The sequence below is a fragment of the Nitratireductor indicus C115 genome, from assembly GCF_000300515.1.
Lineage (GTDB): Bacteria > Pseudomonadota > Alphaproteobacteria > Rhizobiales > Rhizobiaceae > Nitratireductor > Nitratireductor indicus.
In genome coordinates this window covers 179,664-201,973 of record NZ_AMSI01000003.1, presented here as the reverse complement: position 1 = coordinate 201,973, position 22,310 = coordinate 179,664, and the positions used below count along the sequence as shown (strand labels likewise).

Below are 22,310 nucleotides of genomic sequence, written 5' to 3'. Positions count from 1 at the left end.
ACCTGTGCGTGTGGAACCGTGGCGAAGACGTGGCAGGGGAATGGCGCGAATGCGTCGAGGGGCGCTTGACGACTGGCTCCGCGCGCGCGAAACAACCGCTCATGAGCGAAGCTTTCTGGAAAACGACCCCTCTTTCTCAGATGTCGCCGGAGCAATGGGAATCCCTTTGCGACGGCTGCGGAAAATGCTGCCTTGCCAAGCTCGAGGATGAGGATAGCGGCGAGATTTACTGGACGAGCGTCGGCTGCCGCCTGTTCGATGCGGAAGCCTGCCGTTGCCATGATTATGAAAACCGCTTTGCGAAAGTGGCCGATTGCGTTCGCCTGACGCCGGACAACGTGAAGACTATAAGCTGGCTGCCAGCGACCTGCGCCTATCGGCTTATTGCGGAAGGGGAAGACCTCTATTGGTGGCACCCACTCGTTTCGGGCGACCCAATGACGGTGCATGAGGCGGGTATTTCGATCCGGGGCCGTGTCGAGGCTCTTGAGGATGAACTCGACGAACCGGAAGCTTATTTCCCATATATATTGGAAGAGGAACCTTGAGAGGCTTCCGGGCTTCTCCTCAGGAGGGCCATCAGGCTTCATATAACATTCTGTCGAGGAGCTATCATGTCGGAACAGGAAACCCGTGCGCTGGTGCTGCGCTATCTGGAGGCTTTCAATGCGGCCGATCATGCCGGCATGCTGGATCTGGTGAGCGAGGATGTGGCGCATGATCCCTTCGATGCGGAACGTGAGATCGGCAAGGAAAAGCTACGCTGGCGCCTCGGGCTGGCGGGACGCCATTTCGACGAAACCCTGGCCGATATTGCGGTGATGGCTGAGGAGGGGGGCGTTCGGGCCGCTGCCGAATGCACGGTTCGTGGTGTCTATACGACATCGGCGGATGGTCTGCCGGAAGCTCGGGGCCAGAGTTACGCCGTGCCGGCCGGCTTTTTCTTCGAAATCGATGAAGGGCGGATTTCGCGGATTTCCGCTTATCGAAATCCGGTGACCTGGCTTTCAGCCCTTGGCGGGGAGTGAATGGCGCATGAACGGATCATTCCCGAACGGTTCAGGATGGGAATGAGAAAGTGCGTCCATTGCAGGAAGCGTTCCTGCCCACTCGAGGAGAGCATCATGTTCAAGAAAATCAAGATGGCTGGCTTATCGGTTCTCATCGGACTGGGTGCGCTGGCAGCCGCTCCTGGCGCAGCGCAGGCCGACAATCTCTATTTCGGTCTGGGTATCGGCACGTCTTCCCAGATGAGGCCGCCTGCCGCCAGCGGTCACCGCAGCGATCGTAACGACCGCTATGACCGGGGCCGCCACGACAATGGTCGTTTCGACCGGGACAGGGGGCGTCGTCATGGCTGGCAGCAGGCGCGTGCCTGCACTCCGAACGACGCCATGCGCAAGGCTGAACGCTACGGTATGCGCCGCGCCCGCATCGTCGATGTGAACCGCCGCACGATCCGTGTTTCGGGCCGGGTCAACCACCATCGTGCGCAGTTCGTTTTCGGACGTGCGCCCGGATGCCCGATGTATCGCTGATCTGTCTTGTGGAGGAGGCTGTTTCTCCGCAACGGTGAAACAACTCAACGAAAAAAGCCGCCGGATTTTCCGGCGGCTTTTTTGCAGGCGCAGGCTGCCTGGGGCGGCCTGCGCACCTATTCGTTATTGATCGAGCTCGAAGGTGACGTTGACCTGGACCTTGTAGCTGTTTTCGCCCGCCTCGACGGGAACAGAATCGGCTGACGCTTCTATCCGCATCATGCGGCCGCTCACGGGCATGGGCTGGGGACGGAAGGACTGCTCGGAAATCTCCGTCACCTTGCCGAGCTTCACTCCGGCTGCTTCCGCGAGGGTTTCGGCCTTGGCGCGGGCATCGGCAACTGCGCGCTTGCGTGCTTCGGTGAGGGTTTTTGACGGATCGTTGTTGGTGAAGACGATGCCGCCGCCCTGGTTGACGCCGAGCGTTACGGATTTGTCGATCAAGTCGCCCACTTTTTCCATGTCGCGGATGCGAACGGTAAGTGTGTTGGTAACGTCATATCCAACGATGCGCGGGGCCTTTTCGTCGTTGTTCTTGTCCGGATAGACGTAACGTGGGTTGATGGACAGACCGCCGGTCTGCAGGTCGCGGGCCTCGATGCCTCCGTCCTTCATGGCTGCGATGACGGAGCCCATGGCTTTGTTGTTCGCGTCGAGCGCGATCCTGGCTGTTTCGCCGTCGCGAAGAACCGACAGGGTGAGGATGGCCATGTCGGGGGCGACTGCGGCTTCGCCTTCGCCGGTAACGATGATCTGGGGCATTCTGTCCTCTGCGAAAACGGGTGATGCAGCCATAAGCGATGCGGCAAGCGCCGGAACGGCGAAAAGCATGGATCTGGTCATTGAAAACTCCTCATTGCAGAATTCCAGCAGAATTCAGTGCCTCTATTAGGGGATTGTGGGGCGATTGCGGCAAGGTCTCTTGTGCCGCAGCGAAAAAGCAACTAATCCATCGCCCACCGGGCCTGTAGCTCAATTGGTTAGAGCCGGCGGCTCATAACCGCTTGGTTGGGGGTTCGAGTCCCTCCGGGCCCACCAGAAAATCTAATAAAAACAATATTTTAGATTTCATCCCGGTTTTGTTGTGGAAAATTGAGCTACATTTTGAGCTACAAGACTGAACGTTGTAGCTTTGTAGCTCACAGTGTTTCGTTGCCAGCGGCAGATTCACTCTGCAAAATGACAGCGTCGTGCGCTTGGGCAGATGGCCCGCTGGTTAAATCAGGGCGGAACCTGTCAAGAGGGCCATTAAGGCCAGCAGATATGTAGAAGCCACCACACCGATCAAAAATGCAACGACTAGGACCAACGTGACGAACAAGCCAAGAGGGCTGCGTGGAGGGAAGTTCGCTGACACAAAGTCCCTGATCCTCACTGGCACGAATGACGACAGGTATCCAAAAACCACGCCGCAAAGAGCGCTGAAAATAAGCCCCCCAAGAACAAACGCGCCAAATGAGAAAAAGCCGGAGGACAGAGCCACCGCGACAACGTTGTCAAGGTGGTGCTTAATCCCGTAATCCCAAAAATGACCGGGAAGCGCCGGGAACACAAACATGAACAAAGCGGCGACCACCCAAGCGAACCCTGCTATAGAAAAGCACCCTAAGAATTCATCTCTGGGGTTCATGAAGACCTCTTAAATCCGCAAGCTATGCTACCGCGCAGTAACTACCGAGATAACGCGGCATTGCGCACTACGACGAGTGGGCCGTCAAGCAACTATTCTTCTTCGTCATCGATCTCGACGGCGATCAGGTGAGCTATTTGAGTCAGTAGTTCGATGATGATCGACGCCCGCGTTCAGATCAATGCAACGCTCGCTTGGGTTGGCGATCCTTGAATGCACGCTGCCCTTATGCTGATCTGCGTACCTTCATAGGGGAGGATGTACATTGAACCGGATTCTCGCGGACGCACTTTCGGCGCTCAACATCGCAATCGCGATAGTCGTAGTACTCGGCTTTACGTATTTCGGCTATCGGGCCTTATCAGGCTTCGGAGCATCAATCGGATTTGTCGTTGGAGCGCTCACTGCAGTACTAATCTGCGGGTACGTTGCTTATTTGTCGTTGATCGAAAGCCATCTTAGAAAACTCGCCGGATCGGAGAATCCGTCCCCTGAAAACGCTCCGGCGATTCGAAGGGAACCAAATTTCTAGTCCCGCGAAAGCTCACGGAAGCGCTTAGCCCAATCCGTCGCGACGATTGAGTTTAACACCTCATCAAGCGCGGACTCGGTCAAGCCATAGCGATCAGCAATTGCGCAAAGTTCGTAGCCTTCGCTAGCAAGCCGCCGGGCCAATCGCTTCTGCGCGGGCGTCAGCAAATCCTCATCGCGTCTCGTCTTTGCCATTTTCAAAAATCCTCACAACGCAAAACGCCCCGAGATCGGACAACTCGGGGCGTTGTTTTCCGCAACTCCGGGCAAAGTTGCGGCTGCTGAGGGGCGAACCGGCGGACGGTGGGAGAAAACCGCCACGCAAACCGGTTCGACCAACCACTTGTCAACCGTTCGGATACATTGTCGCGTGCTTCTCTTCGAGACGCTGCCGGTAGGCGCTTTCCTCAGACTCGTAAGATTTCGCCATCAGATCGGGCCGCTGTTTAAGCAGTCGGATAGCCGCCTCCTGTTCGGTGACGTCCCATTTCTCGCTATAAGACTTTACAAGTTCGTCATAAGTCATCGAAGTTTCTTCCTTTTTTCCAATGCCCAATTCGCGGGCTTTTTTCATAGTTGCGGCACCGTCAATGATGTTCGGACCGCGAGCATGTGATTTCTCGACGGGCTTGGCCTTGGTGCTGTCGAGCCGTCCGGCAACATCCAGCATCGAGCCGTCCGCCGCCGTGGAAGTTCCGCCGACATGACCGAGTCGAACGGCTGCGAGCAGGCCGGACGTCAGGCCAAATTTATGAATTTCGGATGAGGTGAAGCGGTCGAGGTCGTTCATGCCTTCGCTCGCTTAATATCTTCCGGCGAAAGCCAGCGATGAAGCGTGCGAACGTCCTGCGACAAAAACGGAGTGCCGTCCGAATGATGGTCGATTCGACAGGCCTTCAACATTCCGTTGGCATTGAGTCCGCTTCGAAGGTTCGTTTCGTAGTAAGCACTGCGAGTATCGACCGTGCCAAGATGGGGAAATTCCCGGAACGGTCGGGATTTTTCAGCAATTTCCCGATAAATTTCCCGGCGCTCCAGCAGCGCCCGACGTGTCGCATCGACCGCCTTGTCAAGTTTTTCGCTTACATCGATAAGATGTTTTGCCAGTTCCTGACACTCGACCTTGCGGCCTTCGAGCTTCTTTTCCTCTTCAACGCGCTTTCTCTCAAGTTCCGCCTGCCGTTCTTCTTCGACAAGAGGAGACAATGCACGGACCTGTTCCGCGTGAAATGCGTTTAAGCGCTCAAGCTCTTCGGATGCGGATAATTTTTCTTTTGTCTTACTCATGATTTGAAGTATTATCACGCGATTCGGTATATTGCATAGCCCCTGCGCTAACGGCTCCGCGACGCTCCAAAACTTGCAGGATCATGCGCGCTGTGATCGGCGTAAGTCATTGAAAACTCGCCACCATTGAGGCTGAATGCGGGTGCTGCGAGTGCGAATTTCGGATGGGCGGCGGGCTTCGTCAGCGCATACGAGACACCCGCAACGGCGTTCACAATGTCATCATGCGCGTGAATGCTTCTGCCGTGTCCGATCTGCTGTTTCCCACCAGATGAAATGCGACGTTCCAGCCCTAGCGCCTGCCGACGCAGCTTCTCATCGTCCAAGAGCCGAATATTCTGAGCATTCACAACCGGCAGGAGCGCGGCGAACAATTCCGACGCAGTTTTTGTGCTCGGGCGGTGCGCGATGCCGTGTCGCACCCACGATGTGCTGTTCCATGCCGAAGCGTATCGATCCGTTTGGATTGTGCGCACGCCGTAGCGCTTCAAGTCGGCTGCGTAGGCTTCCACGATCTGCTCAGGATTAAACGGCGCGAGGGTCTCACGGATCAAATCCAAAACCACAACGCCATCTTCCATGTGCGCGATAGTGAGCGTGAAGCCGTCCAGTCCGGTGCCGCCGCTCGGGTCTGCATAGGCTGCGTATCGAATGCCTGGGATCGGCTCACGCTCCGTCACGCCAATATCGGTGATGGCGTTCAGGCCGTCGATTGTGAAAATATTCAGCACTGAAGCGAGGAAATTGCCGTTCCATTCTGCGTCAGCCATCGCGGCGTCACGCTCCATAGCGCGCTGCACGGTCTTAGGATCAAGCGTGCTGTTCCATTCCAGCGACGAACCCTTCGCCACCACAATATCAGCATCACCGTTCGGGCCGTGATGCTTGGCAAACGCATCGTATAGCTCGCCCTTCGGCCCCCATGGGCTGGAGATAGCCACAAGCGGGCCGTGGTGCTTACCGGACTGGAGAGATGGCCGCACAGCGTCCAGCAGCCCCGCATCGGTCAATACGCCCTCGGTGTAGAAGTGGGCAATCTCATCCGCGATAGCCAGCGGGCTAGTGATGCCGCGAATGGTCTTTTGATTACCGGGGCGGACCTCAATATCGCAGCGGGTCTTGAGGCGGATGGTTTCGCTGTTCGACGTATCGATCTGCTTGGACAGGATCGGGCTATCTTCCAGCAGCATACAGGCGCTGAACGCTTTCTGTGCCTGTACGGTCGAAACGGCCATAACGGGGATCGTGGCACGTTCGGAACTGGAGAGGTACGCGGAATGGTCCACACAGGTGCCCACGAACGCCGCAAGGGTGCCAGCGGCCCGAGTCTTTCCGCTGCGACGACCAGCTACCGCGAAGAACTCGGCAGGGATAAAGCCCGGTTCGGCGTCACGTCCGGTAAACTGGCGATAGATCGCGCGTTCATCGTCCGTCAGTTCCTCGCCCATGATCGCAACAAGCATCGTGCGCCACGGGAGCCATGAGTCACCCGGCAGCGCATGACCAAGCAGCTTCGGTTCGTGCAGGGCTTCACGGATGGTGAGTTTCTTGGACAGACCAATCATCGCCCGGCCTCCACGGCTTCAAGGCCACGCGCGACGAATGCAAACCGGCGCTCATAGTTCGTACGTTCGGCGGTGCGTTCCATCTCTTCGATGAACAGACGCGTTGTGAACGTCGCGAGGCGGCTCATCTTACCGTCCTGCAACAGTTCGTCTGCGGTCTGGCGCAACACAGCGAGGGCATAGGGATCAGCCACCATCACGCCCTCCCTGCGATGTACGCATCAAGATCGTTCGCATCCTTCATCACACGATCCATGCCGAGAAGTTGCGCGGTGCGGTTGCGTGAATTGACAAGAGTCGCCACGCTGCCCGGATCGATCTGTTCGCCGCGCAGGAACCGAGCCGACGCGTCGGAAATCATTGCGGACATGACGGCGAGCGATGACGCCATTTCCAGTTTAATGGCGCTGAGAGAGCCTTCACCGCCCAGATCGGCGATGACACTATCACGAAGGTCGAACGCATAGCGCGCTGCTGCGGTGCGTTTGTCCAAATCGTCAAGCGACAAAAGTCGCGCTTTCTTCGTATCGGCCCGCTTCGGCGTTGCGGTTGGCACGTTCATGCCCGGTAGCCCAGGCATACCGGGGGCGGAACTGAGGGTATTTTTCGTCGTCAAATTCATTAAATGTAGCTCATTTGTAGCTTTCATTTCCTCTTGAATAGCATATGATTCAATGTATTGAGAAGGTTAAGTCATATAACCACGCGGTTGTAAGCCGCTGATCGGTGTTGTGAGTGAAAAATGTTAAGGGACCGGAGGATGCGAAGAGCGGGCGTTTCGACCTGCCAATTACCAGTTGCGGGCGGGTGCGGGGAGCTTTGTGGAGTTCCCGGCTGTTGGGATTCCAGCACACCATGAGGGAGGGTATAGATATGAATGAAAAACACTTAAAATGTAAAAGGGTCCCCGCAGTCCCCGCAAAGCGTCGCAACACCTTGTAAAATAAAGAACAATTATGCGGGGACCGGAAAAACAAGCCTCCGCAAGGTCCCCGCAGGTCCCCGCTAAAATCCAGCTAATTCCACGCGGTATTTATTAGTCTTCGTGTGACTGTCTTTCTCGAAGACAATTTTACGCCCGTCGATAATTTTACCGGCGTTATTTTTGAGCCAAGTGCCCAGTTTTTGAACGTCAAGCGGGGACCCTTGCGGGGACCCTGCGGGGACCTGTTGAAGCGCCGCCGTAAATTCCGTGCTTACCGAATTGGCCTCACTGACAAGTTCGCGGGCGGTATAAATCTGCCCGGTAGGCCAATTTGCCAGTACTATCGCCAGCACGTCGCGAGCGTCATCATCGCTTTTTAACTCATCTTGCGTGAGCAACGGATCGGCCATTCCGAGCCAAATCAACGGCTGACGGACCCGCCGCGACCACTCACCGAATGAACCAAACGAGTCGGCAACGACAGGCTCACCGGCTGCCGCATACGCTCTGGCGATAGTGAAAACCGCAGCGAGATAACGCCCACGGTCGGCGCGGACGGTGGCAATGGGGTTGCCGGTGAACTTTCGACGCCACGGAGATTCCATTCCAGCATCGAGTTGCGCCCGGACGGTACGCCGCACCACGTCATCAAGAACTCGGAGATTGTTCCCGGTGGCAAATAGCGTGTGGGTGTTCCGCGCTGTCCGACTTTCCGATTTACCAAGAACGCGCATAGACACTTCAGGTCGTTCAATGGCTTGGCAGAAGAACTCGCCGCCCATCGCCCTGTTGACGTTATCAATCAAGATCGTGGGCTGACCCGCCATGATTTCCGTCACGAGTCGTTTTTCAAATTCTTCGTGACGTGATCCCATCGAGATTGAGCGCATTGAATCGGAGCCATAGATGACGGCAGCGGCAATATCGCAAGCAAACGACTTACCAGTTCCGGCCTCTGGCGCTGAAAAAGCGTGAAGCGGCGCACGATCCAGCGCACCACGGAGCACTGCCGTCATGACAGCCGACACGGCAACGGTTCGTGACGCTTCATCCTTGAACGGGGACTCATTGAACAGGTCGCGAATAAGCTGCAAGGCTGTCAGCGCCTCATCCCGTGTCGGCGTTTCCGAGATAACGGGCAGATCAATCGACTCGGAAACGATAAGGCCCGTTGCAGCATCGAAGCCGGATCGCAGGATCAGGCTGCCATCGGGTCGCATGGTCGGCGCGGAAATAATGCCGTTGACTACGGGGAATTTCCACTCGGCGTTTCGCGACATTATAATTGACGCGATTTCCAAAGGGGGCTTGACCTGTGACTCGACAGGCTTGCCCGTTTTCTTATCATCCGAAACAACGATGAAGCGTGCCGCCCGCGACATCTTATCTTGAACAGTCCGCGCCTCAACTTCGGAAAGGATCATCCCGGCGTCGGTTTGGACCGGCTGCCGAAGGGTTCCTCCCCGCTGGTAGAAAGGCGTTCCGTCTGCAATCAGCGCTGCTTCCGTAATGTCAGCGACCTCGTGCAGTTCGACTGATAGATAAACCTTCGGGCGTTCCCTTGGTGCCTCTGACGCTATCGGCAAAAAATTACCCACAGGAATATCGGGAAACGCGATTTCGAGCGCGGCATTGGTTCCCCGGGTCAGGTGACGCAACGTGCCTTCACCAATCCCGCCGGTACGATCAAACGTGAAGGACCGCCATCGTCGCGCAACGTCCTTGGAGCCCTTGTAGCGTTCACCCCCGGTGGCGCTCCATCGGTCAGCGACTTCGAAGCCTTCAGCACTTCCATGCGTCATCGCGTGAACGGCCATCAATGCGGAAAGCCATTTATCCCGGTCACAGTTCGCATCGAGGTTACTGAGGTAGATTTCAGCACGTCGTAGCGCTTTCGCGTGTTCTTCAGTCGTGAGTGGGTTAATCGGTTCCGGGATTGTTTCAACGCCGGGCAGCCCCTGCTTGGCGACAAGCCTTAGGAGCCATTCCGGCGCGTCGGCAATCGGGCGGCGATCTATAACCCGATAACCGTCATTACCGGGCGCCACGACATAACCGCCATCCCCTCGCACGTCCACGCCGGGGAGGATGTCGGACTTTGTAACGATTGACGTTCCTGCCCCCGGATGGCGGAAATAATAGTGACGCCCACCGGAACGGGTTTCGACCGTGAAAGTCGCCGGAACGTTTCCAGCCGCTAGAAACGTGGCAATACCGCCTTTCCCGTCCTTCTCGTCCGGGTCGATGACGAATATCCCGGATCGCTGACCGGTGATGATGCCGACCATATTCGAAGTATCGGAGAAATATCGGGCGATATCTTCCGCAGTGAGTTGCGTCTCTCCCCATCTGTGGAGTGGAATTTTGTTGCTGTTCGCCGCGAGAATAGGCCAGCCTTCTTCAGCAAGCTCTTTGGCGGTTTGAAGCGCGCTCATCGACGCACCTCCCGATAATCCGGCCACACCGGGGAGATTCGTATTGCCGTGACCAGCGCGGCAGGAGCATCGACCCGCCTGCCGTTTTTGATAAACTCGCACCGTTGCTCGACCGCCCGAAGGATAACGGCGTTCGTCGCTGCGACGGTGCGACCGCCTGAAATCGGGGCAGTTAGCCGATCATCTTGTTTTCGCCGATAGAACTTGACGCCCGCCGCGACCAAATGTCGAACCACGTCATCCGCGACGGCGTTCGTCCGGCCAATTGTGATCTCGAAAATTTGACAATCACTGGAGATTGTATTATTTTTAGTATACATTTTTAGCTTTCAATCCTTTCTATTTTCGGCGACCGGGCTCCAAATCGGTCGCCGTTTTCGTATCATCACGCTGCGATCCGTTCGTCGCGTGCGGCGACTCGTTCGGCCATCCACGCGTCCACCTCCGACTCAATCCATGCGACGCGAATTTCTGAAATTTTGACACTTCGCGGGAACTCACCCGCCGCCATCAGGCGATAGATGCTTGCCTTGTTCAATCCGATACGCTGAACTACTTCATTCATCTTTAAAAATTTCAATTTCATTTCCTTTCTTTCTGTTCAACCGAATGCACCGAATGCGAAACACTCGTAGCACCAAACACTAAATGTCGTGTTAATAGACTTTTAATACTCGCATATTTTGTGTTTAAGTTAGTTATTTGCGCTACATTTTGATAATATCGACCGGTCAGCCTATTGCATAGACCAGTCATTTCGCACTCGAAACAAAGCCCGCCGCGATGCGAAACCGGGCGGGCTGTTAAAAGTATTGATAAGTATTAATTCAGGCGGTCGCCCGATGGTCGTCGAGTCGCGTAACGTTGCCGGTAGGCGTCGGATTCACTATCCCGCGCAACGCGATGGCCCATTTTTCAAGGGCTTCGCGCATTTCCGGTTCGAATTCGTGGTGATCGTAAACACGGTCGAGACCCTTCTTGCCGTGGCCGATTACCAGTTCGGCCACGTCACGATTCACTTTCAATGCCGACAGGCGAGTCCGGACCGTTCGCCGCACGTCATGGAAAGTCCAGGGGGCGAGGGTGGCGTCCGGGTCGTCCTTCCGCAGCGCGGCCAGCATTGCAGTGTCGAGGGCTGATTTTGCGCGGCTGAAACCGTTGATTGGTTTTTGGCCCCCCGTGGTCGAAAACAGGCAATCGCCCGCAGTCTCGCCTTCGAAACGGTCCAGCGAATTGAGCAGCGTGACGGCATCTGATGACAGTGGAACGATATGAGATTGTCCGGATTTGAATCGCTCCGGCGGGACGGTCCAAACGTTCCGCGTAAGGTCGAATTCCGGCCATCTGGCGTCGGACACTTCGCTCTTTCGTTGTCCCGTGAGCATCAGGAGTTTGTAAAATGGACCGAGCGGGTAGGGGGTTGTATCTGCCGCTTTCCAGAATGCCCGGATTTCCTGATCGCCGAACACGCGGACACGGGCGCGGTCCTGCTTGGATGCGAGTCCGACGTGTTTCGGTTTGATATTGCGCGTTGGGTCGTCTGCGAGGTCGTAGCCGCTTCGCCGTTCGGGCCACATCGCCCAGCCGAAAATTGCCTTGGCGTGGCCCAGCGCGACATAGGCCATTCCGGGTGCTGGGCGGTCACGAATGGCGGCGATTAGTTCGGCAATATCGCTATCGGTGATATCCGCCACAGGTTTGTCTGCCCAGGGATTTGACCACGTCACTTTGCCCGTCTTGCGATCCTTGCGTTCCAGAAGTTCGCGGCGGATTTCGCGTTCGTCTTGCTCAATGTGGCGATTGCGCTTTCGGTTCGGCATGTCTGCGATATAGTCATCGACAACCGCTCTCCACGTGTTCACGCGCTTTCGTTCCAGCGCCTTCCGCTCTTGTTCTTCCTCGAGTCGGGGATCGGTTCCGGCTTTGATTTTGTCTTTCCAGTCGTCCGCCTTGCGGCGTGCATGGGCCAGCGCCATCGCCGGATAGCTTCCGAGCGTAACGCGCGTCGGGCTCTTGCCGCCCGGAAAGCGCGTGAAGATGATGAACGTGACCGCTCCTTTTGGGCTCACACGGATGCCAAATGCGGGCACGCGCGTATCGAAAATTTCGTACCGTTTTCCGGTCGCCTTTGCCTTCGAACAGTGAGTGTCTTTGAGGTCAGCTTTCGTCGCCATATCCATCCCCGCGAGCTACAATTGAGCTACAGATAGCACGCATTTCGGTGGTGTCAAATGAACCAAATGCGACGGAGATTTGGCAGATGTTAAAGGATTATGCTGTTAAATCAATATCTTAAATGTGTAGCTTGAAATCTCATGTGGTTCATGTAGAAGCGGGGAAATACGGCTCATAACCGCTTGGTTGGGGGTTCGAGTCCCTCCGGGCCCACCATTTTCCTTGATTTTCAAGGCTTTGTGGTGTCGTGAGAACCTTGTATGGCAACCCGGTAACTCACTGTATTCGAGGTGTGCGGACCTGTCATCACGCACAAATGCAGGCGGTGCGTTCTCCAGCCTGAGACTTCACGAATCCGCATGGATAGACCGGCGGGATCAGTGTTTCTGATTGGCTGTTTTCGCCGCCGAAAGATCAACCGCTCTCCGTTCCGCTTCCTGAAAAGGCTCGCCAAGAGCGCCGCGCGGCAGAAATCGGCTTAGAGAGCCTGGCAGACCTTATTGGCGGTATCTGAGTGCGTCGACCAGTCTGGCAAATGCAGGCGCTGCCAGGCGGCGGTTCGCATAATAGAGGTGATATCCTTGGATATACGGGCACCAATCGGTCAAAACCATGCGTAACCGCCCCGCCTGAATGTGCGACAGGGCAAGATCCTCTGGAACATAAGCGAGGCCGTGACCGTCCAGGGCAGCGTTCAGTATGGGCATGATGCTGTCAAACCCGAGCTGCCCGCTGACCTTCACGTTAAGTTCGCGCCCATCCTTTTCGAACTCCCACGCATAAAGGCCTCCTGCTGACGGCAGCCTTAGGTTGATGCATTGATGATTGGTCAGGTCGCTTGGGTGTTCGGGCGGTGAACGCCTGCTGAAATATCCAGGTGTGCCGACGACGACAAATCTCCAGTCGGGTCCTATCCGGACGGCAATCATGTCTTTGCTGACGGCTTCCCCAAGCCTGACGCCGGCATCGAAATGTTCTCCAACGATGTCTACAAATCCATCATTTACCGAAACCTCGACATTGATGTCTGGAAACTCAGGCAGGAATTCCGCCAGGCGTGGCCGCAGGATGGTCTCTACTGCATGAACACCGGAGCTGATGCGTATGGTGCCGGCCGGTTTGTCCCGCAGTTCGCTCAGCGCATCCAGCTCTGTGCGGATTTGCTCGAAATGGGGGGCGATTGACTGAAAGAGGCGCTCGCCTGCTTCTGTCGTTGAAACACTGCGGGTCGTTCGCGTCAGTAGGCGCAACCCGAGCCGCTCTTCGAGCGCACGGATCGTATGGCTGATGGCGGAAGCCGACACTCCGAGCCTGGCAGCTGCCTTTGTGAAGCTGCGTTCATTGGCAACGGCGATGAAGGCGCTCAGATCGCTTAGCTCGTCCCGTGACATTGATGAGAATTACTCAGCAGTACATCCAGATTATGATGCCTAACCGAATAGACCATCTCGGCCTACATTGCGAGGACCAAAGCAAAAGAAAGGGACATTCCATGGAGATCATTCGTGCTGAAAGCCGCTCCGTAAACCCTGGTCCGACCGATTGGTTTACGGGGACCGTGCATGTCGAAGCGCTTTTCAATGCGTTCGACAAGGAACGCGTTCAAGGCGCGAGCGTAACGTTTCAGGCCGGCGCCCGTACGGCTTGGCACACCCATCCGCTTGGCCAGACTTTGGTCATCACCTCGGGAGCGGGACGTATTCAACGCTGGGGTGGGCCGATTGAAGAAGTGCGGAGTGGAGACGTGGTCTGGTTCCCACCGGGTGAAAAGCATTGGCATGGCGCAGCGCCCCATGCGGCCATGACCCATATGGCCATCCAGGAAGTTCAGGACGGCAAGACCGTCGATTGGATGGAGCAGGTCTCCGATGAACAATACGAACGCTGAACGAACTGAAAACCAGTAAGGCTCAAATTCCATGATCAAAGACAAAGTTGTTATCATTACCGGAGCTTCTTCTGGCATAGGAGAAGCTGCTGCCAAGCGGCTTGCCGGGGAGGGGGCGAAGGTTGTTCTCGGCGCGCGACGTGAAGACAGGCTGAAGTCCATCGCAGATGAAATCGTCAATGGTGGCGGTCATGCAATCCATCGCGCCCTGGACGTGACCAGCCGGTCCAGCAACGAAGATATCGTTCGCTTGGCAATGGACGCTTTCGGGCGTGTCGATGCGATTTTCCTCAATGCCGGCCTGATGCCGAGCAGTCCGGTCTCCGCGCTCAAGACGGATGAATGGGACAGAATGGTCGATGTGAACATCAAGGGCGTTCTTAACGGAGTGGCGGCGGTGATGCCGACATTTCTGAAGCAGAAATCGGGTCATATTCTCGCCACCTCTTCAGTTGCTGGTCTCAAGGCTTATCCTGGCGGCGCGGTTTACGGTGGGACGAAATGGTTCGTGCGCGATTTCATGGAAGTTCTGCGCATGGAGTCGGCGATGGAGGGTACGAATATCCGGACGGCAACGATCTATCCGGCCGCCATCAACACCGAGCTTCTTGGAACCATCAGCGATCAACAGACTGCAGATGCAATGAAGGGGCTCTATGCCAATTTCGGGATTTCACCTGATCGTATAGCGGATGTCGTGGCCTTTGCGCTTGATATGCCTGAAGACACAACGGTCAATGAATTCACGATCGGGCCTGCAAGGCAGCCGTGGTAAGGCTCAATTCCGTTTTCAAACGGGCGAGGTATCGTTCGAACGAACCTGTCTGAAATTCATCATTGAGAAGAATGGCCCCGCCAGCGGACTGGCGGGGCCTTGTTGTGAGAACCGGTTCGTTACTGAATCCGGTTCGTGTCGCGTGGCCGCAGGAGTTGCGGGGTCACCCGTTGGGGCGCCACGTTCACCTTGCGGCAGTTCGGTGGCCGGCCAACCGTTCCGGGCGGGCAGGTCGGGCGAACGATCGGGCGGCAGTTGGGGAACTTGCCAACCGTACCGCGCGGGCATTCGCGCTGCACTTCCGGCTTGCGGCAGGCACCGGCCACCAGACGCGTTCCACGCGGGCAGACGCAACGCCCGTCCTTGGTGCGAATCTGGCCCGGAAGCAGGCGGCACTGCTGCACGATCGGGCGGCAGTTTGGATACCTGCCCGTGGTGCCGCGTGGGCATTCACGCTGCACTTCCGGCTTGCGGCAGGCTCCGGCCACCAGACGCGTTCCGCGCGGGCAGACACATTGTCCATCCCTTGTGCGGATCTGGCCCGGAAGCAGGCGGCATTGCTGCACGACCGGCCGGCAGTTCGGCGGCCTGCCGGTGGTTCCGGGCGGGCAAACCGGGCGCACGATCGGTCGGCAATCCGGATAGCGGCCCGTGGTGCCCTGTGGGCATTCACGCTGCACTTCCGGTTTGCGACAGGCACCCGCCACGAGGCGCGTTCCACGCGGGCAGACACACTGTCCATCCCGTGTCCGGATCTGACCTGGCAGCAGGCGGCACTGAGCCTCCGGTTGCGGGCGGTCAGGACGCTCGGGGCGCGGATCGACCGGCGGACGCGGCGTGGGCAACGGCACGGTGGAGGTGCCGACGCACTGGCCGTTGCGGAAGCTTGTGCCCTCGGGGCACACGCACCGCCCGTCGCCGTTGAACACCAGACCCGGCGAACACTGCACATCCGGACCTTCATCCTCTGCCAGCACACGGAATTCGTGGCAGTCGAAGGGACGTTCGTCGCCATTGGCTGCGGCACCAGGCACCATCGACATGGCGCGCACATCCGCCTGGGGTGGCACGACCGCGGCACAGTTGCGGCCCTCGGCTCCATTGCCGACCTCGTTGGCAAGACCGCCCTCGGCGGGCAGCTCGACCGTCACCACATGGGTACGGCTTTCACCGGCTGCCAGTGTCAGGTCGGCCTCACAGACGAAGGGCAGGGCGGCCGGCTCGGGCGTGCAGCCGAAAGGCGGCTCGACCGAGACGATTTCTGCCGGGACGTTGCCGAACCCTTCCACCGTCAAGGCATCGCCGATCCGCACGGGGCCGGAGATGTCCGAAGGACCTTCATTGCGAATGGTCACCTCGAAGGCGCAGGGCTCACCCAGGAGGCACTGGGCGTCACCCGTCTTCTCGACGGTGATGCGGGTTCCGCCCTCAGCGCAGGATTCGCCGAACGGATAGACGATGTCGTCGCCCGGCGCGGGGCCGAAGGAGCCGCGTGCGCAGTTCTCGAACCGCTCACCCGTCGAGACATTCACCGTCACATCGAAGTGACGTGAGGTGCCGGGCGTCATGACGGCACCGGGGATCTGGCAGCCCAGAGAGGCTGTCGGAGCCGGGTCGCATGTCCACTCGGGTCCATCGGGGGTAACCGAGGCGATATCCACCGGCGATCCGCTGCCGATGATTTCGGCGGCGTCATTGACGCGGACCGGACCCATCGGGGCGGAACTACCGCCATTGGTGATCGTGATCCGGCAGGCGACCGCGCCATTCGAGACCGCATTCTCGCAGGTCTTGTGAATGCGCAGCGCCGGCTCGCCATCCTGAATTCCGGGGATGGTGGCTTTTGCGCAGGCCTCGTTGTTTTCGAGGTTGGTTTCGCCGGGAAGCGGCGTGACCTTGGCGCAGTTCTCCACCACGTCGGTTGGATAGTCGCTCGCGACTACCTGCACCAGAATGTCCGTGGCGCCGCCCGGAATGAGCGTCAGTCCCGGATGATCGCACTGGAAGCTGTTGCCCGAAAGGGCTGAGCAATTCCAGGGCGGCATCGGGCTGAAGGTTGCCGAGGCGACATCGCCGGCCGGGAAGGTATCGACGAAGCTGACCGGCCCGTCGATCGTGTCCAGTCCTGCATTGTAGACGGTGATGACATAGGTGCAGAACCCGTCCGGTGTGCACTGGGCCGGATCGGCGCGCTTGCGAACGCCGATATCCGGCGTCTTGTCCTCGGGCGGCGTGCAGTCGGAACCGCCCGGCAGGCAGATGGCGATCACGGCGCAGGCCCGATCGTTGGTCAGGATGCCGAACGGGGCATCGTGACCGCTTGCCGTGTAATCGAAGGCGGCGCAATTGCGGATCGCTCCCCAACTCCATTCCGCACCGGGCTGGAAGCCGAGCTTCAACTCGACGAACTCGCCCGGATTGAGTGTGGTTTCAGGGTGTTCGCACGACATGGGGCTTGTCATCGGGGCGCAGCTCCAGGGCGCATTGGGGCCGCTGATAACGGTGGCGCTGCCCGGTCCCGTGACCTCGTCCAATACGATCTTGCCCGTGTAGGGCGCGTCGCCCGCATTGGAAACGCGGATGGTGAAGTCGCAGGGCCCGTCGATCTCGCAGAGGCTCTCATCGGCGCGCTTCTCGACCTTGATGTCGGGTTCGCCGTCATCTTCGGGCGGGCATTCGAGATCCTCGGGAATCTCGATGTCGACAGTCTGCGAGCAGCACAGGCCGACGCCTTCGGCGGGACCCGCATAGGTCTCGATGCCGGTGACGACGAGATGCACCGTGTCGCCGGGAGCGGCACCGGTGATTTCCCATTCCAGTTCTCCGCCGCCTGCCGGAACGAGCTGGTTCGGCGGGTCGATGGTCACGCCGGGCGTGGTCGACATGACGGCCACCACGCGGCCGGCCATCTCGGGACCGACATCCATACGATAGATATAGGCACCACCACCCTCGACACAGTCGACCTCACCGGTTTCGACCTTGAAACAGGCTTCTTCCGGGCGGTCGCCGGGCGGCGGCGGCGGTGGGGGCGGCGTGCATTCCGTAACGTCTATGACGATGCGCGTGGCGTCGCCAGTCTTCCAGTCCCCATCGTCGGGCAGTTCCGGATTGTGCGAGGGTATGACGCCGAGCACGGCGCCGTCGGTCCGGCGAATGGTGATCTCTGCCTGGTTGGATACATTCGTCACCGCCGGGAAGGCCGACTGGTCGATCTTCGCCGTTATGATGACGTGGCCGTAGCGTTGCGTGGGACTTCCGTCACCGTCCAGATCATTGGGCGACAGGCGGAAGCCGTTGAGCGCCATCGTGTCGTCTGGTGTGGCCGATGTCGACAGGATATGGGCCGGAAGCGGCCCGCCGCCGGGGCCGGTCAGGTCCCCGGAGATCTGCACATCGGTGATCTTGAGATTGGCGGGGATCTGATCCTTCAGGTCGAAGGTGACCGCGTCCAGCACAAGGGCCGCAGCGGGGCCGGAAATGATCTCCGCATCGCCGCGAACGCCGAAGCGCAGGCGGTATTGCACGGTATCGCAATCGAGCTGGATGCCGCGCTTATAAAAGAACGGGACCAGCTTGTCGGAACTGGGGGCGGGCTCGAGCGGCTCGATGTCGAGGCGCGGACCGTCCGGTCCTTCCGGGGCGATTTCGCGAAGTTCAGGAGTTTGAGCGGCGGCCGGTCCGGCCACGGCGAGCGGGATAAGCGCAGTGGAGAGCGCCATGCCCGCCGCCAGGAGCCAGCGCGGAGCGCGCCAGGTTCCAGCAAGAGGTTTCATGATCGTCTCCGTGACATCACTGATGGATTTGCGCGGTGAAAGGCGGGTGAACATGGTCATCTCTCCCTCCCTCACGGTTCGCAGCTTGCAAGTGGCGTCTTGAGCGGCAGCGTCACCTTGCAACAGGGGAACGCACCGCCCGCCTCGGCATCGGCCTCGCGATGGAAGCACAGGCCAAGTTCGACGGTTTCGCCGGGAATGTTGCCATTCACGCCAAGAGTGAAGGGCGTCGCAAGGCTTGGAACCGTCTGTTTGGGCGGGAAGACGCTTACGCCCGGCGTCAGTGATTTTGCGGCAAGCGCATCGCCACCGATGCCGGAGCGGTCACGGATGTAGAGATCTGCCTCAAGGCCGGAGGGGGTGCAGAAATATTCTGCCGCCTCGATCTCGATGCAGGGCGGAATGTCGCCACCGGGAGGCGGCGGGAAGCCTGGAGGCCAGCCGGGCAGGGGATAGTCGCCCGGATAGGGGATCGGTTCGTACCATCCCGCGCGGCCCTCGCAGGGACGCCAGACTTCCACATCGCCGACATGGCCGGTGGTTTCGGCATCCTCGAAGAAGCCGTCATAATCGGCAAACCACGAGCCGAAGGGCGGCACGTTCTGAGGCCGCACCAGGAAGGTGGCGGTGAGCTGCACCCCTTGAACGGCAAGCGGCCCGCCCTCGATCAGCTCGTTTTCGCGGGCAGGATCATCGCGCAGGCGGTCTCCCGTTTTTACCAGCGTGTCGGAACAGGCGTTGCGGTTTATGAAACCGTCGGCCCCGTATCCATATTGCAGGTCAATGCCGCCGGTCGCCTGGCGGTTCGGGCTGGGAAAGCCCACAGCATAGTCCTGCGGGACCGGAACCCAGATGCTTTCGGTTTCCGGATCGTCCGGGCTCTCGCGCCAGTAGCGCAGAACCGAAGCCTCGCCGCTGTCGGCGAAACTCGAATAGTTGTAGCGGTTTTCGACCTTGCCGCGCTGGGCGAGATACATGAAGCCACGCCCGTCGAAGGCGATATCGGTGATGGGAAGGTCTTCCTCCGCCTCGACGGTTAGCTCCCAGCGCGGATCGCCTGCAAAGCTGCCGTCTCGCGCGAGACCGACCGACCAGATTTCCGCTTCCTCGCCGACCGCGTAGTAAAGCCTGCCGCCATGGACAGCGAGGCCGTAGACGCGGCGTTCATCCTGGGTATAGCCCCAGGAGCGCGGCTCGGCCGCTTCGAAGGCGGCTCCTTGAATGTCCATCACAGCGCCATCATCGGCGACCGGATCCAGCCCGTGTTCGGGGCGGCCTGCGGTTCCGTGATCGAAAGTGTCGATCAGGTTTCCGTCGATGTCGATGCGGTGGATGAGGCCGGAATCCAGATCGGAGGCGAAGAACTGGCGGTGCTGCCGGTCGAAGGCGAGGTTGCCGATGCCGGGGCCGCTGTTGGTGTCGATGTCGGCGAAACGCGAAATCGCACCGGTCTCGCCATCGATCTTCCAGATCGTGCCGGGACCGCCGCCATTCCTCTCGCCGAACTGGCCATCCATAAAGCGTGCGCCGGGCGCGCCGCGCCTCTGGCGTTCGGGTCTGCCGTCCTCATCCTCGTCGTCGGTGACGATCTGGATGCCGTGGAAGGAGGTGGCCGCCGCATAGAGGTTGGGTACGATGCGGGGACTCTCCTCGCGGATGCCATCATCATAGGCAAGCCCGAATACCTGCCCGATCTCGCCGGCCGCGACTTCGAAAGGAGGCGGCGTGAAGACCAGCTGGCCCTTTGGAGGCCCGCCGAGGAATGTCATGTCGAAGATGCGCAGAGAAGCGCGATCCATATCGATGAAGGTCTCGTCTACCGGGTCGATGCCGGGCAGAAGGCCTTCCTCGAAACCGGGAATGATCGTTCCGGGAAAGCCGGTAACGGCCATGAAACCGGGCTGGACGACGTCGTTTTCCTGTGCGCTCGCCGGCGCAGAGAGAAAAGTCCCCGCGGAAAAGGCAAATGCCAATGCTGCAATGCCCGTTCGCATGCGCCGGGTCAAAGATGCGGGATTGCGCCGCGTTTTCCCGTTGCAGTGCTTCGGGAAACCCGTGAGCTTGAACATGACATACCTCCCGCCGCCGTTCGGGAGGGTTGCCGGCTGGGCGTCCTTGATGCGCCCGGTCCCTGTGTTTCCGGCAAAATCCCCCGAAGCGGGGCCACTCAAAACCCCGTCGCAGGCAAGGGTACGCCTCGGTTTCCGTAGCGTCAACAAAACCATGCCCACCGGGGCAGGCGGTGGTTCCGTCACACTTCGGCGTTGGTCGTTACGTGTCATGGGAACACTCCTTTCCGGGCGCGCACCATGCGAACCCTGACGGGTCTGTGTGACTGGGGAACGAAAAGGTTCACGGGAAAGGTGTGGAGCAGGCGCAAGCATGAAGACGCCGGGGCTTGCGTGGGATGCGGGGCGGACGTTCTATCCTGTTGTTTTCTCCCCATTATGGGGACATCAGACGATTTCCTCTGGTGGCAAAATGCTTTAGCGTTCGCTGAAAAAGGGGAAATGCGATGAACCTAATCGTCCCGCCGCGCGACACAGTGGCGAAGGGCCGGCCATGAGCGGTGGTTCGGGCGAGACGTCCGATGCCGATCTCGTGGCAAGGGTGGCGCGCGGCGATCGTGCGGCGCTCAGGCTCCTGTTCATGCGCCACCACGCACGGGTCTACCGTTTCGTGATGCGCCAGACGGGATCGGAGACCATGGCAGACGATGTTGCAAATGAAGTGTTTCTGGAAGTGTGGCGCCAGGCGGCTCGCTTCGAGGGACGCGCACAGGTTTCGACCTGGCTTCTCGGCATTGCCCGCTTCAAGGCGCTTTCGATGCTGCGCAAACGCAGCGAGGAAGCACTGGATGAGGGGCAGGCTGAAGCCGTGGCTGACGGCGCCGATACGCCCGAAGTGGTGACGATGAAGGACGACAAGGCGTCCGCATTGCGCCGTTTCGTCGACGGCCTGTCCGATGAACATCGCGAGGTGGTCGACCTTGCCTACTACCATGGCAAGTCCGTGACGGAGATCGGCGATATTCTCGCCGTGCCGGTCGCCACCGTGAAGACGAGAATGTTTTACGCCCGCAAGAAGCTCGGCGAGGCTTTGAAGGCGGCTGGATACGATCGAGGCTGGCCATGAACGACAAAGCTCTTTCCAACCGCCGCGACCGGCTCGAGGCTCTCCTGCCTTTCTTCCTCAATGGAACGCTTTCAGGCGCGGAGTTGCATGAAGTGGAGGAATGGCTTGCCTCCGATCCCGACGCGATGGCCTCGCTTGCCGACGCGGAAGCGGAGTATTCCGCCACGATGGAGACGAATGAGGCAATCCGTCCGCCTGCCGATGCGCTTGCCCGCTTTTCCGAAGCGCTCGAAAGCGAGGCGGGGCCACAGCGACAGCCGGCCTTGTCCCTGCGCGAGAGGCTGGCGCGCTTCCTGCCCTCCATGCCCGTGCAGGCAGCCTGGGTGGCGGCAGGGCTCGCCATTGCCATTCTCGTCGGACAAACGGTCTGGCTCAACCTGTCCGAGCGGACCGATTTCTCTGTGGCGGGTACAGAAACCGCCGATGCGCCCTTCGCCTTCGTCACCTTCAAGGAGGATGCGGCTATCGCCGATGTTTCGGCGGCCCTTGGCGCGCTGAAGCTCAAGATCGATGCGGGCCCCTTGCCTGGCGGACTGTATCGTGTGGTTGTGCCCGCCGAAAACGGCGCGCAATATGACGATATTGTCGCGCGTTTGCAGGAGACAGGCGTCGTCGCAACCGTTGTTGCCGGTCGGCGACCGGCGGAGTGA

The 22,310-nt window shown here is 59.0% G+C and carries 21 protein-coding genes and 1 tRNA gene; 8 read left to right on the top strand and 14 right to left on the bottom strand.

The genetic code is table 11. From position 1 onward, the window contains the following. Positions 1 to 101: 101 nt before the first annotated feature. The 3 genes from NA8A_RS05690 (at position 102) to NA8A_RS05680 (ending at position 1,538) form a co-directional block, all read left to right on the top strand. Positions 102 to 548: a YcgN family cysteine cluster protein gene (locus NA8A_RS05690; RefSeq protein WP_009449685.1), complete on the top strand. Its 447-nt coding sequence runs from the start codon at positions 102 to 104 to the stop codon at positions 546 to 548. A 66-nt stretch (positions 549 to 614) separates the two neighbouring features. Continuing rightward, entirely contained in the window at positions 615 to 1,028 is a 414-nt protein-coding gene (locus NA8A_RS05685) for a ketosteroid isomerase-related protein (protein WP_009449684.1), read from the top strand. A 96-nt stretch (positions 1,029 to 1,124) separates the two neighbouring features. Then, positions 1,125 to 1,538: a hypothetical protein gene (locus NA8A_RS05680; RefSeq protein ID WP_009449683.1), complete on the top strand. Its 414-nt coding sequence runs from the start codon at positions 1,125 to 1,127 to the stop codon at positions 1,536 to 1,538. A 123-nt stretch (positions 1,539 to 1,661) separates the two neighbouring features. Here NA8A_RS05680 and NA8A_RS05675 read toward each other — a convergent pair whose 3' ends face one another. Next, positions 1,662 to 2,381 carry an SIMPL domain-containing protein gene (locus tag NA8A_RS05675; RefSeq protein ID WP_009449682.1) on the bottom strand — a complete coding sequence of 240 codons (720 nt, stop codon included), beginning with the start codon at positions 2,379 to 2,381 and terminating at the stop codon, positions 1,662 to 1,664. Between the two features lie 118 nt (positions 2,382 to 2,499). On the opposite strand from NA8A_RS05675, the gene NA8A_RS05670 reads away from it, so the two are divergent. After that, positions 2,500 to 2,576, top strand: a tRNA-Ile gene (locus NA8A_RS05670). A 178-nt stretch (positions 2,577 to 2,754) separates the two neighbouring features. On the opposite strand, the gene NA8A_RS05665 is transcribed toward NA8A_RS05670, so the two are convergent. From NA8A_RS05665 to NA8A_RS05610, 11 genes are all read right to left on the bottom strand, one after another. Next, complete coding sequence (locus NA8A_RS05665) at positions 2,755 to 3,168, bottom strand: hypothetical protein (RefSeq protein ID WP_009449681.1); 414 nt, start codon at positions 3,166 to 3,168, stop codon at positions 2,755 to 2,757. A gap of 528 nt (positions 3,169 to 3,696) precedes the next feature. Beyond that, positions 3,697 to 3,894 (bottom strand): hypothetical protein, encoded by a 198-nt coding sequence (locus NA8A_RS05660; RefSeq protein ID WP_009449680.1) that lies wholly within the window; start codon positions 3,892 to 3,894, stop codon positions 3,697 to 3,699. Positions 3,895 to 4,045: 151 nt separating this feature from the next. Further along, positions 4,046 to 4,489, bottom strand: a complete 444-nt coding sequence (locus NA8A_RS05655; protein ID WP_009449679.1) for a hypothetical protein — start codon at positions 4,487 to 4,489, stop codon at positions 4,046 to 4,048. Continuing rightward, the gene (locus NA8A_RS25060; protein WP_143087882.1) at positions 4,486 to 4,986 is read right to left on the bottom strand and encodes a hypothetical protein; all 501 of its coding nucleotides are present in this window, start codon (positions 4,984 to 4,986) and stop codon (positions 4,486 to 4,488) included. Before NA8A_RS25060 ends, NA8A_RS05655 begins: the two co-directional genes overlap by 4 nt. 47 nt (positions 4,987 to 5,033) lie before the next feature. Beyond that, positions 5,034 to 6,551 (bottom strand): hypothetical protein, encoded by a 1,518-nt coding sequence (locus NA8A_RS05645; protein ID WP_009449677.1) that lies wholly within the window; start codon positions 6,549 to 6,551, stop codon positions 5,034 to 5,036. Then, a complete protein-coding gene (locus NA8A_RS05640; protein WP_009449676.1) occupies positions 6,548 to 6,748 on the bottom strand; it encodes a hypothetical protein in 201 nt (66 codons plus the stop codon). The genes NA8A_RS05645 and NA8A_RS05640 overlap by 4 nt, the downstream gene beginning before the upstream one ends. Beyond that, the gene (locus NA8A_RS05635) at positions 6,748 to 7,173 is read right to left on the bottom strand and encodes a hypothetical protein (RefSeq protein ID WP_240532741.1); all 426 of its coding nucleotides are present in this window, start codon (positions 7,171 to 7,173) and stop codon (positions 6,748 to 6,750) included. Before NA8A_RS05635 ends, NA8A_RS05640 begins: the two co-directional genes overlap by 1 nt. A 383-nt stretch (positions 7,174 to 7,556) precedes the next feature. Further along, complete coding sequence (locus NA8A_RS05630) at positions 7,557 to 9,911, bottom strand: bifunctional DNA primase/polymerase (protein ID WP_009449674.1); 2,355 nt, start codon at positions 9,909 to 9,911, stop codon at positions 7,557 to 7,559. Between the two features lie 385 nt (positions 9,912 to 10,296). Further along, positions 10,297 to 10,497 carry a helix-turn-helix transcriptional regulator gene (locus tag NA8A_RS05620; RefSeq protein WP_009449672.1) on the bottom strand — a complete coding sequence of 67 codons (201 nt, stop codon included), beginning with the start codon at positions 10,495 to 10,497 and terminating at the stop codon, positions 10,297 to 10,299. A gap of 241 nt (positions 10,498 to 10,738) precedes the next feature. Next, positions 10,739 to 12,085 (bottom strand): tyrosine-type recombinase/integrase, encoded by a 1,347-nt coding sequence (locus NA8A_RS05615; RefSeq protein ID WP_009449671.1) that lies wholly within the window; start codon positions 12,083 to 12,085, stop codon positions 10,739 to 10,741. A 498-nt stretch (positions 12,086 to 12,583) separates the two neighbouring features. After that, positions 12,584 to 13,477, bottom strand: coding sequence for a LysR family transcriptional regulator (locus NA8A_RS05610; protein ID WP_009449670.1), 894 nt, complete (start codon positions 13,475 to 13,477; stop codon positions 12,584 to 12,586). A gap of 101 nt (positions 13,478 to 13,578) precedes the next feature. On the opposite strand from NA8A_RS05610, the gene NA8A_RS05605 reads away from it, so the two are divergent. Together NA8A_RS05605 and NA8A_RS05600 are read left to right on the top strand one after the other, a co-directional pair. Continuing rightward, positions 13,579 to 13,974: a (R)-mandelonitrile lyase gene (locus NA8A_RS05605; RefSeq protein ID WP_009449669.1), complete on the top strand. Its 396-nt coding sequence runs from the start codon at positions 13,579 to 13,581 to the stop codon at positions 13,972 to 13,974. Between the two features lie 31 nt (positions 13,975 to 14,005). Continuing rightward, the gene (locus NA8A_RS05600; protein WP_009449668.1) at positions 14,006 to 14,749 is read left to right on the top strand and encodes an SDR family oxidoreductase; all 744 of its coding nucleotides are present in this window, start codon (positions 14,006 to 14,008) and stop codon (positions 14,747 to 14,749) included. A 119-nt stretch (positions 14,750 to 14,868) separates the two neighbouring features. Here the strand turns inward: NA8A_RS05600 and NA8A_RS05595 are convergent, their stop codons facing one another. Both NA8A_RS05595 and NA8A_RS05590 read right to left on the bottom strand, forming a co-directional pair. Then, on the bottom strand, positions 14,869 to 18,585 hold the full coding sequence (locus NA8A_RS05595; protein WP_009449667.1) for a DUF7929 domain-containing protein: 3,717 nt from the start codon (positions 18,583 to 18,585) through the stop codon (positions 14,869 to 14,871). Between the two features lie 11 nt (positions 18,586 to 18,596). Next, the gene (locus NA8A_RS05590; protein ID WP_009449666.1) at positions 18,597 to 20,594 is read right to left on the bottom strand and encodes an SMP-30/gluconolactonase/LRE family protein; all 1,998 of its coding nucleotides are present in this window, start codon (positions 20,592 to 20,594) and stop codon (positions 18,597 to 18,599) included. A gap of 493 nt (positions 20,595 to 21,087) precedes the next feature. Here NA8A_RS05590 and NA8A_RS05585 point away from each other — a divergent pair, with 493 nt between their 5' ends. Continuing rightward, the gene (locus tag NA8A_RS05585) at positions 21,088 to 21,660 is read left to right on the top strand and encodes a sigma-70 family RNA polymerase sigma factor (RefSeq protein ID WP_009449665.1); all 573 of its coding nucleotides are present in this window, start codon (positions 21,088 to 21,090) and stop codon (positions 21,658 to 21,660) included. Then, a complete protein-coding gene (locus NA8A_RS05580; RefSeq protein WP_009449664.1) occupies positions 21,657 to 22,310 on the top strand; it encodes a hypothetical protein in 654 nt (217 codons plus the stop codon). The genes NA8A_RS05585 and NA8A_RS05580 overlap by 4 nt, the downstream gene beginning before the upstream one ends.

Coding starts and splice junctions, on each gene's coding strand:
- NA8A_RS05605 (WP_009449669.1), top strand. CDS start 13,579: ATGGAGATCATTCGTGCTGAAAGCCGCTCCGTAAACCCTGGTCCGACC.
- NA8A_RS05645 (WP_009449677.1), bottom strand. CDS start 6,551: ATGATTGGTCTGTCCAAGAAACTCACCATCCGTGAAGCCCTGCACGAA.
- NA8A_RS05660 (WP_009449680.1), bottom strand. CDS start 3,894: ATGGCAAAGACGAGACGCGATGAGGATTTGCTGACGCCCGCGCAGAAG.
- NA8A_RS05655 (WP_009449679.1), bottom strand. CDS start 4,489: ATGAACGACCTCGACCGCTTCACCTCATCCGAAATTCATAAATTTGGC.
- NA8A_RS05595 (WP_009449667.1), bottom strand. CDS start 18,585: ATGACCATGTTCACCCGCCTTTCACCGCGCAAATCCATCAGTGATGTC.
- NA8A_RS05635 (WP_240532741.1), bottom strand. CDS start 7,173: ATGAATTTGACGACGAAAAATACCCTCAGTTCCGCCCCCGGTATGCCT.
- NA8A_RS05585 (WP_009449665.1), top strand. CDS start 21,088: ATGAGCGGTGGTTCGGGCGAGACGTCCGATGCCGATCTCGTGGCAAGG.
- NA8A_RS05580 (WP_009449664.1), top strand. CDS start 21,657: ATGAACGACAAAGCTCTTTCCAACCGCCGCGACCGGCTCGAGGCTCTC.
- NA8A_RS05630 (WP_009449674.1), bottom strand. CDS start 9,911: ATGAGCGCGCTTCAAACCGCCAAAGAGCTTGCTGAAGAAGGCTGGCCT.
- NA8A_RS25060 (WP_143087882.1), bottom strand. CDS start 4,986: ATGAGTAAGACAAAAGAAAAATTATCCGCATCCGAAGAGCTTGAGCGC.
- NA8A_RS05665 (WP_009449681.1), bottom strand. CDS start 3,168: ATGAACCCCAGAGATGAATTCTTAGGGTGCTTTTCTATAGCAGGGTTC.
- NA8A_RS05675 (WP_009449682.1), bottom strand. CDS start 2,381: ATGACCAGATCCATGCTTTTCGCCGTTCCGGCGCTTGCCGCATCGCTT.
- NA8A_RS05640 (WP_009449676.1), bottom strand. CDS start 6,748: ATGGTGGCTGATCCCTATGCCCTCGCTGTGTTGCGCCAGACCGCAGAC.
- NA8A_RS05690 (WP_009449685.1), top strand. CDS start 102: ATGAGCGAAGCTTTCTGGAAAACGACCCCTCTTTCTCAGATGTCGCCG.
- NA8A_RS05620 (WP_009449672.1), bottom strand. CDS start 10,497: ATGAAATTGAAATTTTTAAAGATGAATGAAGTAGTTCAGCGTATCGGA.
- NA8A_RS05610 (WP_009449670.1), bottom strand. CDS start 13,477: ATGTCACGGGACGAGCTAAGCGATCTGAGCGCCTTCATCGCCGTTGCC.
- NA8A_RS05600 (WP_009449668.1), top strand. CDS start 14,006: ATGATCAAAGACAAAGTTGTTATCATTACCGGAGCTTCTTCTGGCATA.
- NA8A_RS05685 (WP_009449684.1), top strand. CDS start 615: ATGTCGGAACAGGAAACCCGTGCGCTGGTGCTGCGCTATCTGGAGGCT.
- NA8A_RS05680 (WP_009449683.1), top strand. CDS start 1,125: ATGTTCAAGAAAATCAAGATGGCTGGCTTATCGGTTCTCATCGGACTG.
- NA8A_RS05590 (WP_009449666.1), bottom strand. CDS start 20,594: ATGTTCAAGCTCACGGGTTTCCCGAAGCACTGCAACGGGAAAACGCGG.
- NA8A_RS05615 (WP_009449671.1), bottom strand. CDS start 12,085: ATGGCGACGAAAGCTGACCTCAAAGACACTCACTGTTCGAAGGCAAAG.